This window comes from Pseudomonas sp. (genome assembly GCF_050739775.1).
In the GTDB taxonomy this organism is placed as follows: Bacteria; Pseudomonadota; Gammaproteobacteria; order Pseudomonadales; family Pseudomonadaceae; genus Aquipseudomonas.
This window is the reverse complement of record NZ_JBOICA010000012.1, coordinates 62,262-74,729: the sequence shown is the minus strand read 5'-3', so window position 1 is coordinate 74,729 and position 12,468 is coordinate 62,262. Positions and strand designations below refer to the sequence as shown.

Sequence of the window (12,468 nt, the reverse complement as noted above, 5' to 3'; positions counted from 1 at the left end):
TCAGCGCGCTCGCCGGCGCGCCTGGGCGAACGCAACAGGATAGCAAAACACACCCCCAGAGGTGCGCCGGCTGATGCCACGGCTCAGGATTAACGGGAAAACAGGGTCTGGGCGAAATTCATCCGCCGCGGCGGATACCCCGCAGGGGACGCACGCTCGAATACACCTGGCAGCTGCCCTATGACTTTCGGCGTGTCGATGATCGCCATGAAGGTCTGCATGGTCTCGTTGTCGGGCACCTTGGGCAGACTGACATTCACGGCCTCGCGCTGGCCACTGGGTATTGCCGGCACCTTCAGGTGCTGGGACTGATAAAGCAGGGCGTGCTGGATCTGTGCATTGACCCGGCAAAAGCGCTCCAGGTCGACCCCGGCATGGCTGGCCAGGTCGATATTGCCCACCAACAGGTTGAATGGCTGCAGCGCGCCTTGCACCAGGCGCTGCAGGTCTTCAAAAGATTCGACGGGAGCGATGCGGTAGTAACCCATGCCATTAAGCATTTTCTCCAACTGCAGCAATTGCATCGGATGCTCGTCGGCAATCAGGATCCGCAGTGATTTGTTCGGCATAGTCCATGACCAAGGCTCAAGAGCGTTAAAGACGTTCCTTGACCATACTGCGCCAATAACTCAAACACAGGCTGATGGCGGGTACTTCACCAGATAAAGGGTCTGTATTGATAGTTGTTGGGAAATCCACAGAAATCAAGCACGGCCACGACGAAATTTCCACATTCCCCCGCTGTTCGTCTTAGGACTCCCACTGGCGCATGCGCATACGACAATGCTTCATCGCATTGACGATGTATTTTTCCACCAGACTGCGGGAGATGCCCAGGTGTTCGGCAATTTCCTGGTGTGACATCCCTTCGAGCTTGCGTAGCAGGAAACTGTCGCGACAGGGCTGACTCAATTCACCGAGCGCACGCTGCATCAGCTCCAGGCGCTGACGCAGTTCCATATCCTGGGACGGGGCCGGGGAAAAGAATCGTTCGTCACTGTCGAGCACGTCCAATGGCTCGGCTTGGCGCAGCAGACCCCGGCGGTGGCCGTCGATCACCAGGTTCAGGGCGGTACGATAGAGGAAGGCGCGAGGATGCTCGATGTCGACATCAGCCGTGCGCTCCAGCACCCGGGTGTAGGCATCATGGGCGACATCTTCAGCCGCCTGGCGGTTACCCAGGCGGGCGCAGAGGAAACTCACCAATTCACGATAGTAGTTTTCCAACACAGTACCTGGCCGCAGCATCGCGGGGTTTTCCTGACTCTGGGTGAGCGGATCTGAATGATGGCAGATTGCAATAATACAAATTATAACTATTCTCAGCAAGATCAGGCTACCGGGCCTTTCATCGGTCGCTATCGGACCATCTGCTGAACCTTCCCCACCGCGGTAAATTCCGCCTTGAGTCTCTCGTTTACCTGGGAGCCGCCCGTGTCTGTCGTGCTTGCCCGGCAGCGCAACTCCACGGCCCAACCCCTTTGGCTGGAACCCTGCATGAGACGTCCTTCGAACAAACGCCGCCTGCTGCTCTGTGGCCTCGGCCTGCTCAGCCTGAGTGCCCTGCTCGCCTGGAAAACCCTGCCCGCCGGTGGCGACCCGCTCAGCACCGTCAGCGTCACGCGCAACGATATCGAAAGCAGCGTGACCGCACTCGGCACCTTGCAACCCCGGCGCTATGTGGATGTCGGCGCCCAGGCTTCCGGGCAGATCCGCAAGCTGCATGTGGAGGTGGGCGACCCGGTCAAGGCCGGTCAACTGCTGGTCGAGATCGATCCCTCGACCCAACAGGCCAGGCTCGATGCCGGGCGCTTCTCGATCGACAACCTCAAGGCCCAGCTTGCAGAGCAGCAAGCCCAGTACCAGCTCGCCGGACACCAGTACAAGCGCCAACGCAACCTGGCCGCCGCAGGCGCCACCCGCGAGGAAGATGTGCAAAGCGCCCAGGCCCAGCTCAAGGTCACCCAGGCCCGCATCGAAATGTACCGTGCCCAGATCCGCCAGGCCCAGGCCAGCCTGCGCAGCGATGAGGCCGAACTGGGCTACACCCGCATCTATGCGCCGATGTCCGGGACCGTTGTTGCTGTGGATGCCCGCGAAGGCCAGACCCTCAATGCCCAGCAGCAGACACCGCTGATCCTGCGCATCGCCAAGTTGTCGCCGATGACGGTCTGGGCCCAGGTATCCGAAGCCGATATTGGTCATGTCAAACCCGGCATGTCGGCTTACTTCACCACCCTGGCCGGCAACAAGCGGCGCTGGACCAGCACCGTACGCCAGATCCTGCCCGTACCGCCCAAACCCCTGGACCAGTCCAATCAGGGCGGGGGCAGCCCGGCCAGCGCCAGCGGCGGTGGCGCCGCCAGCAAAGTGGTGCTGTACACCGTACTGCTGGACGTCGACAACCCCGACAACGCCTTGATGGCAGAAATGACCACCCAGGTATTCTTCGTCGCCGGTCGCGCCAGCAAGGTGCTGACAGTACCGGTGGCCGCGCTGGACGAAGATCTCAGCGGCGAAAACCTGCGCATTGCCCAGGTACTCGACGCCAACGGCAAGGTCTCGCAACGTCAGGTGCGCACCGGGCTGAGCGACCGCCTGCGAGTGCAAGTGCTTGAAGGCTTGAACGAAGGTGAACAGTTGTTGATCGGCGCACCTGCTGCCAGCGGAGGTTGAATGAGTACGCCGCTGATTGAACTGCGTGACATCCGCAAATCCTACGGCGGGGTCGACACCCCAAAAGTCGAAGTAGTGCGAGGCATCAGCCTGGTGATCCACCCGGGAGAATTCGTCGCCATCGTCGGCGCCTCCGGCTCCGGCAAGTCAACCTTGATGAACATACTCGGCTGCCTGGATCGTCCCACCTGCGGCGACTACCTGTTCGCCGGCAAGGACGTCGCTGAACTGGACAGCGACGAACTGGCCTGGCTACGCCGCGAAGCCTTCGGTTTCGTGTTCCAGGGTTATCATTTGATCGCCTCGGGCTCGGCCCAGGAAAACGTCGAGATGCCGGCCATCTACGCCGGCACGCCCGCTGCCGAGCGCCATGCCCGCGCCAGCGCCCTGCTCGAGCGCCTGGGCCTGGCCAGCCGCACCGGCAATCGCCCGCACCAGCTCTCCGGTGGCCAACAACAGCGGGTGTCGATTGCCCGGGCCTTGATGAACGGCGGCCACATCATCCTCGCCGACGAACCCACCGGCGCCCTGGACAGCCAAAGCGGCGCCGAAGTCATGGCCTTGCTCGATGAGTTGGCCAGCCAGGGCCATGTGGTGATCCTGATCACCCACGATCGCGAAGTGGCTGCCCGGGCCAAGCGGGTCATCGAGATCCGTGACGGCTTGATCGTCAGCGACTCGGCCAACGAACACAGCACGGCGCACGCCCCCTCCGCAGGCTTACAGGCCGAAGACCTGCGCCAGCGCCTGGACCAGGGCGCCACCTACAGCGGTGCCTGGAAAGGCGAGCTGATTGAATCCCTGCAAGCGGCCTGGCGGATCATGTGGATCAACCGCTTCCGTACCGCGCTGACGCTGCTCGGAGTCGTCATCGGCGTGGCTTCGGTAGTGGTCATGCTCGCCGTCGGCGAAGGCAGCAAGCGCCAGGTCATGGCGCAGATGGCCGCATTCGGCTCCAACATTCTCTACCTCAGTGGGAGTGCGCCGACCCTGCGCGAACCGGCCGGGGTCATTACCCTGGATGATGTTGCCGCAGTGGGCAGCTTGCCCCAGGTGAAAATGATCATGCCGGTGATCGGCAATAATTTGATGGTGCGCTACGGCAACAACAACCAGCAGTTCTATGTCGGTGGCAACAACACCTACTTCTGCGAGATTTTCAACTGGTCAGTGGTTGAGGGCAGTTTCTTTACCGAAGCCGACGAGCAGGCCGCAGCCGCAGTCGCCGTGATCGGCCAGAAGGTCAAGGAAAAGCTGCTCGGTGCCCAGGTCGACCCGATCGGTCAGTACATCCTGGTAGAGAATGTGCCGTTCCAGGTGGTCGGCGTCCTTGAAGGCAAAGGTGCCAGCTCCGGTGATCAGGACAGTGACGAGCGTATCGTGGTGCCCTACTCCGCTGCGGCAATCCGCCTGTTCGGCAGCCGCGACCCGGAGTACGTGACCATCGCCGCTGCCGACTCGCGGCGGGTGGCCGAAGCGGAGGCTGCGATCGACAAACTGATGCGCAAGCTGCACCACGGCAAGCACGATTACGAACTGAGCAACGACGCAGCGCTGATCCAGGCCGAGGCGCGCACTCAGAATACCCTGTCACTGATGCTCGGCTCGATCGCGGCGATTTCGCTGCTGGTCGGTGGCATCGGGGTGATGAACATCATGCTGATGACCGTGCGAGAGCGCACCCGCGAGATCGGTATCCGCATGGCCACCGGTGCCCGCCAGCGCGACATCCTGCGCCAGTTCCTCAGCGAGGCTGTGCTGCTGTCGATGGTCGGCGGCCTTACCGGTATTGCCCTGGCCTTGCTGATTGGCGGCGGGTTGCTGCTTGGCAACATCGCCGTGGCCTTTTCCTTGGCGGCCGTGCTCGGCGCCTTTGCCTGCGCAGTGGTCACCGGGGTGGTGTTCGGCTTCATGCCGGCGCGCAAAGCCGCCCGTCTCGACCCGGTCAAAGCCCTTACCAGCGAATAATCAATGAACCTGCCCAGCCGTCTCAGTGTGTTGTCCATCAGCCTGTTCATCGCCGCCTGCAGCAACAGCCCCACGCCAGCGCAAAGTGGTCTGCAAGCCCCCCAGGCATGGCAAGGCCACACCGCCAAGCGTGATCAGCCACTGCCGCAGCAGGACTGGTGGCAGCAGTTTTCCAGCGCACCGCTCAATCAGTTGATCGAGCAAGCGCGGCGTAACAACTTCGACCTCGCCGCCGCCGCAACCAGGGTCCGCCAGGCCCAGGCCTCGGCGGTGATCGCCGGTGCCCCGCTGCTGCCAGAAGTCAAGTTCGGCCTGAACGGCAGCCGCCAGCACCTGCTGCACGGCAATGGCTTCGAGCAGCTCGATGCCAGTGACCGCGAACGCACCAGCACCTCCTTCAACACCCGCCTGAGTGCCCGCTACGAGATCGACTTCTGGGGTGCCAAGGCCGCCGCCCGTGACAGCGCCCTGTTTGACCTGGATGCCAGCCGTTACGACCGTCAGACGGTAGAACTGACCCTGCTCAGCGGCGTCGCCAACAGCTACCTGCAAAGTCTGGCGTTGGCCGAGCAGGTGCGCATTGCCCAGCTCAACCTGGCCAACGCCCAAGACGTGCTGCACCTGGTGCAGACCCGCTACGACTCGGGTTCGGCCACGGCCCTGGAATTGGCCCAGCAGCGCAGCCTGGTCGCCGGCCAGGCGCGCCAGGTGCCGTTGTTCGAGCAACAATTGCAAGAAGCCCGCATAACCCTGGCGACCCTGCTTGGCGAACCGCTGCAGGGACTGCTGCCGATCCAGGAATCCCTCGATGCACTGCGCTGGCCGGACATTGGCAGTGGCGTACCGAGCGAACTGCTCAGCCGTCGGCCAGACATTGCCGCAGCCGAGGCACGCCTGGCCGCCGCCCAGGCCAATGTCCAGGTTGCACGCGCGGCGATGCTACCGAGCCTTACCCTGGGTGCTGACTTGGGATCAGGGGCCGGCACCTTCGCCCAGATCCTGCGCAGCCCCTACTACACCCTGAGCGCCGGCCTGGCCGCACCGATTTTCAACAACGGCCGCCTGCGAGCCGAACGGGACAAGGCCAAGGCCCAGCAGGAAGAGCTGTTGCAGAACTATCGCAGCAGCATCATGGCCGGCTTTGCCGACGTCGAGAAAGCCCTCAACAGCATTAGCGGGGTGGACGATCAGCGTCAGTGGCAAGATCAGGAAGTCGAGCAGGCGCGTACGGCGTTTACGCTGTCGGAAAGCCGCTACCGGGCCGGAGCCGAAACCTTGCTGACGGTGCTGGAGACGCAGCGCACGCTGTACCAGGCGCAGGACCAGCAGGTGCAACTGCGCCTGGCACGCCTGCAAGGCAGTGTGGCGTTGTATAAGGCTTTGGGTGGGGGGTGGCAGGTGCCTCGCTGACGGGCCTCATTCCGCAGCCTTCGCCAGCTCAGGAAATGATCCCACGCAACGACAGATGCCGCGCATACCACGGCCGTTGCGGCACACGACGGACCAAGTCACCAATTTTGTCGTCTTCACCGAAGGTGATACGCAGCGCCAGCTTCATGGTTTCCACATCCATCTCCACCGACTTGCCAGGGAAAGTCCCGGGGACAGTGCTGCAACCATGGGTCACCGGGCCCAGCCAGGGATCCTCGACCTCGACCCAACGTCCCGGGGCAAACCACTTCACGCCATTGACTTCAAGCCTGCGCACCTGGCCGGGATTGTGCCGTTCGTGGGCGCGGTACCAGTCTTCGATGCGATCGTCGATCCAACCATGAAAACCCCAGAACACAGGGCTCACATGGGACGAAAACGGATCACCAAGAAAATCGTTTTGCGCGCCGAACCAGCGTGATGCGAAGTCGGCAGGATCGCGGGCAAAGGGCACCGGTGCACCGTTTACCGGATCCCGTGGCACCGAGGCCCAGCACATGTGCAACCAGTCATGCAGGTTCATCTCCAGCTCCGAACCGAACGCACCCAGGGTCAGTTTCGACAGGTAGAGCGGATCCTGGTACTGGGATTCCCAGACCTGAAAGTTACTGCAGAACGTTTCGCCAGCTTTGATTGCCGACACCCACTGGCCGTAGGCATTATCGCCCGGCGCCTGCCAGGTTGGCGGCACACAGTATCCGCCATGGTTGTCAAAGTAGCGGGCAAAGCCTTGACGGTCCTGCTCGACGTTCGGCTTTGGCAAGGGGAAATGGGTCCAGGATGGCAGGTCCTGCATGGAGCGGGCAGTGCCGAGCATGTGCCGGTGCATGAACAGGAAGTCAATGCCCGAACCATTGCGATGTTTGCGCGGACCACGGGCATCGCGCTCATGGTCCCTAGGCCCGGGTTGCCAGCCCAACCCGCGCAAGGCTCCCTGCTTCTCTTCCGGCAGGCGGTGCCACTTGTCGCGGGTGGCATGCCAGAGCTGGTGAAACAGGCGGTGCTCGGCACTGATCAACCAGGCCTGTAGCTGCGGGGTATAGGGCAAGCGCTCGCGAGCCTCGGGGAACAAGTGCTTGACCGCAACAAAGTGACTGTCCAGCAGCGGCAAAGCCATGGACCGATTCAGCGGCTGCAGGCGACCGCTCAACGTGCCGCTGCCGGCATTGGCAAAACTGCCCCAGACTTCATCCAGGCTGGCAATGCACTCATAATCCACACCGCCTTGATTACTCAGCAGGCGCCAACGCACCTGAGCGCTGGAAGCACCAACCAGGTCACCCACTACCCGGTAAGCCACTGGCCCTGGCCCCTCGAGGCGGCTTTTTTCATCGACGAAGCCGCGCAGCCCGCGGCCCTTGGTTGCAACGTCCAGGTAAAGCTGCAGTCCCTGCTCGGGCAATCCGGCAAGCCCGGCCTGGCGGCCATGAAAGCGCAAGTCCCAGACTCCACGCAACTGATCCGCCAATTGCTGACCGGCGACGTCGGCCAGTTCGACGCTGGCCTCACCCGGCGTGACGATGTCGTCCTCGGGATCATGGGTCAGTTCCTTGTGCGCATAATAGGCCGCAGGCACCGCTGCACCCGCTACTGCCAGACCCGCTATGAATCCTCGCCGCGATATCGTCATTGCCCTACCCGTGTCCGCCATGAAGCAGGCTTTATCCAAGCTAGGACGTATCCTGGAGCGGAAAATTTAAAGGCTGGTCCTGCTGCTAATTCAGACACGCGGGGATTCGTTTCTCAGGTGAATTCTCTACAAAAGGCTATCGTCCATGTCTTCCTCCACCTCCTTGGCCAACGCCTTGGGCAACGGTCTGCGCACGCTGGCTGGCAAGCCGGCCAAGACCAGCGCTTACCGGGTGTTCGATGTCCAGCTCAAGGCGATCGTTGCCCTGAGTCCGTCGCTCAGCCGCTTTGTCTTCACCGGCGACGAAGTCGCGCAGATGCACACCCTGGCCGCCGACCAACGCATCAAGATTTTCTTCCCCGGTGCCAACGGCCAACCACCACAGTTGCCCAAGCAGGGCTCTTGGCAGGAAGCCCGGCGTAGTCTGGATGCCCAGCACAGCCCACCGATGCGCACCTACACTATCCGTGCCCTGCGCCGTGAAGCGTTGGAGGTGGATGTCGACTTTGTCCTGCATGGCGTCAATGGCCCCGCCTCGGCCTGGGCGACCCAGGCCTGCATCGGTGATCGTTTGCAGATGGTCGCGCCCAATCTCGCCTTCAGTGGCGACCCCGGTGGCTACGAATGGCGACCGCCCAGTGACCTGCGTACGCTGCTGCTGGTCGGTGACGAAACCGCCCTGCCCGCCATCGCCGGCATTCTCGAACAGATGGCTGGGGATTACCCTGATGTGCCTGTACAGGCATTCATTGAAGTACCAGGCGAGCAGGACTGTGTTGATCTGATCTGCAGCGCGGTGACTGAGCTGAATTGGCTACCGCGGGACGTGCTCAACAGCGACCATGGTGAAGCGATGATTCATGCCGTACGTGAATTGGCACGGCTGCCTCGCAGACAATTCGATGAGCGCAACATCCGTGCGCTTGAGGATGTCGACATCGAGCGACAGATCCTCTGGGAACGTGCCCTGCCCAACAATGGTGAGTTCCACGCCTGGATTGCCGGTGAGTCCGCTGCGGTGATGAACATCCGTCGTTTCCTCGTCCAGGATCGTGGACTGGACCGCAAGACGTTGACCTTGATGGGCTACTGGCGCGCTGGACGCTCGTTCGAGTGAACTGTTGATCGCGGGACAATTCGGCTTGCCCCGCGATCATCCGTCAGAGACTCGCCACAACCGCTGCCAGCGCCCGAGCGAAGCGCACAGCCACTTCATCAACCTGCTCGGCGGTGATCACCAGAGGCGGCAGGAAGCGCACAACTGCACCCTGACGACCACCCAGTTCAAGAATCAGCCCCCGCTTAAGGCACTCGCGCTGAACCAGCGGCGCCAGCTTTGGGCAAGCCACAGGATGACCCTGAGCATCCTTGGTACTTTGCGGATCGACCAGTTCGATCCCTAACATCAGGCCACGGCCACGAATATCACCCAGCTGTGGAAAGTCCTCCTGCAGGTGGCGCAAATGCCCAGTAAGGCGCTCCCCCATGGCCTGGGCATGGGCGCACAGGTCGTGATCCTTGATGTACTTCATCACAGCCGAACCTGCGGCCATGGCCATCTGGTTGCCGCGGAACGTCCCGGCATGGGCACCCGGTTGCCAGGTATCAAGCCACTGGCGATAGACCACCACCGCCAGGGGCAGGCTGCCACCGATGGCCTTGGACATCACCACCACGTCAGGAATGATGCCGGCGTGCTCGAAGGCAAACATCTTTCCGGTGCGGGCAAACCCACTCTGGATTTCATCGACGATCAAGGCCACACCAGCCTTCTCGGTAATCCGCCGCACGCCACGCAACCATTCCAGGTCAGCCGGAATCACCCCGCCTTCGCCTTGCACGGCCTCGACGATCACCGCCGCCGGCAGTTGCACGCCACCTTCCGGATCACTCAGCAGGTTCTCCAGATAATGCAGGTTAACCTTGACCCCGGCCTCGCCACCCAGGCCGAACGGGCAACGGTAGTCGTAGGGATACGGCAGAAACTGCACGCCATTGCTCAGCAGTGCCGCCAAGGGCTTTTTCGGCGCCAGGCTGCCCATCAGGCTCAACGCCCCCTGGGACATGCCGTGATAACCGCCCTGGAACGACAGCACGGTGGTGCGCCCGGTGGCAGTGCGTACCAGTTTCAGGGCCGCCTCCACCGCATCGGTACCGGTCGGCCCGCAGAACTGGATCTTCGCCTCGTCACGCAAGGCCTGTGGCAACAGACCGAACAAGTCCTGGACAAACTGGTCCTTGACCGGTGTGGTGAGGTCGAGGGTGTGCAGGGGAAGTTCGTCGGCCAGCACCTGCTGGATCGCCTCGATCACTACCGGATGGTTGTGGCCCAGTGCCAGGGTCCCGGCTCCGGCCAGGCAATCGATAAACTGACGCCCTTCGATATCTTCGACATAGAGGCCGCGGGCCTTTTTCAACGCCAGGGGAATACGCCGCGGGTAACTGCGGGCATTGGACTCCTGCTGGCTTTGGCGGGCCAGCAAGGGCGACTCTTGAAAGTGATAAAGCGTTTCGGCAGCGGCCACGTCCGAAGACACTGGCAGCGGCTGGGCAAGGCTGATAGCGACTGACATCTGGGAAACCCTCGCAAGCAAGCGGATGTGCCCGTCACGCGCCTGTTAGCAGAGGGGTGTCGGGGTGTTATCGCTTGAAAAACGCTTTAGCGCCTTGCGGATTTAGCCGGATCAGTCACTGACTGAGGATTTTCTCATCGCGGGGCAAGCCCGCGATCAACTACTTTGCGCGTAACGGGATGTGCAGGAGCACCCGCAGACCATCGCTGCGGCTGTCGAACCGCAGGGAACCGGCACAGCGTTGGACAATGGCCTGGACAATGGCCAGGCCCAGCCCGCAGCCGCCGCTTTGGCCGTTGCGCCAGAAGCGCTCGGTGAGGCGGTCGAGGTCCTGCTCGGCAATCCCCGGGCCGTGGTCACGCACCAGAAAGGCCACCCGGCCCTTGTCCATCTGCACCGCCAGCTCCACCGGCGCCGTACCACGGGTATGGCGCAACGCGTTGTCCAGCAGGTTGCGCAAGGCGGTCACCGCCAGTGGCGAAGGCATACCAAGGTAAGCCTGGGCAGCGTCCGCTGCCAATTGCAGGTCAATGCGCTGCGAATCACCCAGCCCCGTGTCCTGGATGGCCTGGCGCGCCACTTGTTCGGCGCTGCACTGCACACCGTCCTCAAACGACAGGCTGCCTTCTACCCGCGCCAACAGCAGCAACTGCTCAAGGGTCCGGTGCAAACGGTCAGCGCCCTGCTCGGCGTGCTCCAGAGCTTGCTCATGGGCCGCGCCATCGGTCATACGGGCCACCTGCAGGTGAGTCTTGATCGCGGTTAGCGGCGTGCGCAGCTCATGGGCGGCGTCATCGGTCAGGCGCCGTTCGCGCTCGATAGTCTGGGCGATGCGCAAGAACAGCTGGTTCTGGGTGTCCAACAGCGGCTGCAGCTCGCTGGGCAAGGCGCGCACCTGCAAGGGCTCGAGAGCGTCGGGGCTACGCCGGCGCAGGGCATCGCGCATGCGGTTGAGCGGTGCCAAGCCCTTGCCAATGCCGATCCATAGCAGCCCCAGGCTACCGAGCAGGGCCACCAGCACCGGCGCCGACGCCGACGCCGCCAGCAGGATCGAGCGGTTCAGTGCTTCGCGTTCCTGATGACGGTCGGCCGTGGTAATGCGTACATCGCCGCGGTAATAGGTAAAGGTACGCCAGCGCGCACCGTCAATGGTCTGGTCGCGAAAACCGCTGCGGTCGTCGTCGAGGGTGTGCTCCTGATTATGGTTGCGGGCAATAATCTCGCCGCGTAACGAGCTGACCTGACAGGCCATGCCATCCGGCACGCTGAGCTGATCGGCACTCAGCTGCGTGCCTTCGCCCTTGGCCGTCAGCGGTTGCGGCAACTGATCGATCAGGCCGGCAACCATGCGTGCCGAGGCCACTAGGCGCTGGTCCAGGGAAAACATCATCTGATAACGCAGGTCGCGCAGCATCCAGGCCGCCGCCAGGGCCCAGATCAGCACAAAGGCGGTGCCCAGGATCAGGGTCAGGCGCACGCGCAGGCTCATGGCTGCGATACCTCGGGCAACTGTGCAGGCCCCAGGCGATAGCCCAGGCCGCGTACGGTTTCAACAATACCATTGCCCAATTTGCGGCGCAGGTGATGGATGTGCACGTTCAAGGCATTGCTCTCGACCTCGTCACCGAAACCGTAGACGCTGTCCTTGAGCTGCTCGCTGGACAGCACCCTGCCACGGTTGTGCAACAGCGCCTGCAGCAGTGCCTGCTCGCGCCGCGACAGGTCGACCGGTACACCGCCCAGGCAAGTTTCGCGGCTGCTGGGGTCGTAGCTGAGCGGGCCGTGCTCGATGATATTGACCGCGCGCCCGGCCGAGCGGCGCAACAGGGTGTGCAGCCGCGCCGCCAGCTCGCGCAGGTCGAAAGGTTTGAGCAAGTAGTCGTCGGCACCGGCCTGCAGGCCGTCGACCCGATCAGTGACCGCATCGCGGGCGGTAAGCACCAGCACCGGCAGGCTCTCGCCCTGCTGGCGCAGACGCTGCAGCAGCTTGAGCCCATCTTCATCGGGCAAGCCCAGGTCCAGCACCATGACATCGAAGGCGGCGGCCTGGAGCATGGCCTGGGCCGCGGAAGCCGTGGCGACCCTGTCCACGGTCATGCCCTGGGCGCTCAGCCCTGCGGCGATGCCGCTGGCAATCAGGTCGTCATCCTCGCAGAGCAGTACGTGCATGGTCGGTCTCGATGCTGAAAG

General features: G+C 62.8%; 10 protein-coding genes. 4 read left to right on the top strand and 6 right to left on the bottom strand.

Going from position 1 to position 12,468, the window contains the following annotated elements; genetic code table 11:
- Positions 1–89: 89 nt before the first annotated feature.
- Together ACRESH_RS08585 and ACRESH_RS08580 are read right to left on the bottom strand one after the other, a co-directional pair.
- The gene (locus ACRESH_RS08585; protein WP_431741582.1) at positions 90–569 is read right to left on the bottom strand and encodes a histidine kinase; all 480 of its coding nucleotides are present in this window, start codon (positions 567–569) and stop codon (positions 90–92) included.
- A 181-nt stretch (positions 570–750) separates the two neighbouring features.
- Positions 751–1,227, bottom strand: a complete 477-nt coding sequence (locus ACRESH_RS08580) for a sigma-70 family RNA polymerase sigma factor (protein WP_431741604.1) — start codon at positions 1,225–1,227, stop codon at positions 751–753.
- Between the two features lie 270 nt (positions 1,228–1,497).
- Here ACRESH_RS08580 and ACRESH_RS08575 point away from each other — a divergent pair, with 270 nt between their 5' ends.
- The 3 genes from ACRESH_RS08575 to ACRESH_RS08565 are packed head-to-tail and all read left to right on the top strand — an operon-like array spanning position 1,498 to position 6,054.
- Positions 1,498–2,676, top strand: a complete 1,179-nt coding sequence (locus tag ACRESH_RS08575; RefSeq protein ID WP_431741581.1) for an efflux RND transporter periplasmic adaptor subunit — start codon at positions 1,498–1,500, stop codon at positions 2,674–2,676.
- Positions 2,677–4,644: a MacB family efflux pump subunit gene (locus tag ACRESH_RS08570; RefSeq protein WP_431741580.1), complete on the top strand. Its 1,968-nt coding sequence runs from the start codon at positions 2,677–2,679 to the stop codon at positions 4,642–4,644.
- 3 nt (positions 4,645–4,647) lie between these two features.
- Positions 4,648–6,054, top strand: coding sequence for an efflux transporter outer membrane subunit (locus tag ACRESH_RS08565; protein WP_431741579.1), 1,407 nt, complete (start codon positions 4,648–4,650; stop codon positions 6,052–6,054).
- 28 nt (positions 6,055–6,082) lie between these two features.
- Here the strand turns inward: ACRESH_RS08565 and ACRESH_RS08560 are convergent, their stop codons facing one another.
- Positions 6,083–7,705, bottom strand: coding sequence for a twin-arginine translocation signal domain-containing protein (locus ACRESH_RS08560; RefSeq protein WP_431741578.1), 1,623 nt, complete (start codon positions 7,703–7,705; stop codon positions 6,083–6,085).
- Between the two features lie 145 nt (positions 7,706–7,850).
- On the opposite strand from ACRESH_RS08560, the gene ACRESH_RS08555 reads away from it, so the two are divergent.
- Positions 7,851–8,822, top strand: coding sequence for a siderophore-interacting protein (locus tag ACRESH_RS08555; RefSeq protein ID WP_431741577.1), 972 nt, complete (start codon positions 7,851–7,853; stop codon positions 8,820–8,822).
- A gap of 43 nt (positions 8,823–8,865) precedes the next feature.
- Here the strand turns inward: ACRESH_RS08555 and ACRESH_RS08550 are convergent, their stop codons facing one another.
- From ACRESH_RS08550 to ACRESH_RS08540, 3 genes are all read right to left on the bottom strand, one after another.
- Positions 8,866–10,278, bottom strand: a complete 1,413-nt coding sequence (locus tag ACRESH_RS08550; protein WP_431741576.1) for an aspartate aminotransferase family protein — start codon at positions 10,276–10,278, stop codon at positions 8,866–8,868.
- Positions 10,279–10,438: 160 nt separating this feature from the next.
- Positions 10,439–11,767, bottom strand: coding sequence for an ATP-binding protein (locus ACRESH_RS08545; protein ID WP_431741575.1), 1,329 nt, complete (start codon positions 11,765–11,767; stop codon positions 10,439–10,441).
- The gene (locus ACRESH_RS08540) at positions 11,764–12,447 is read right to left on the bottom strand and encodes a response regulator (RefSeq protein WP_431741574.1); all 684 of its coding nucleotides are present in this window, start codon (positions 12,445–12,447) and stop codon (positions 11,764–11,766) included. The genes ACRESH_RS08545 and ACRESH_RS08540 overlap by 4 nt, the downstream gene beginning before the upstream one ends.
- Between the last annotated feature and the right edge of the window lie 21 nt (positions 12,448–12,468).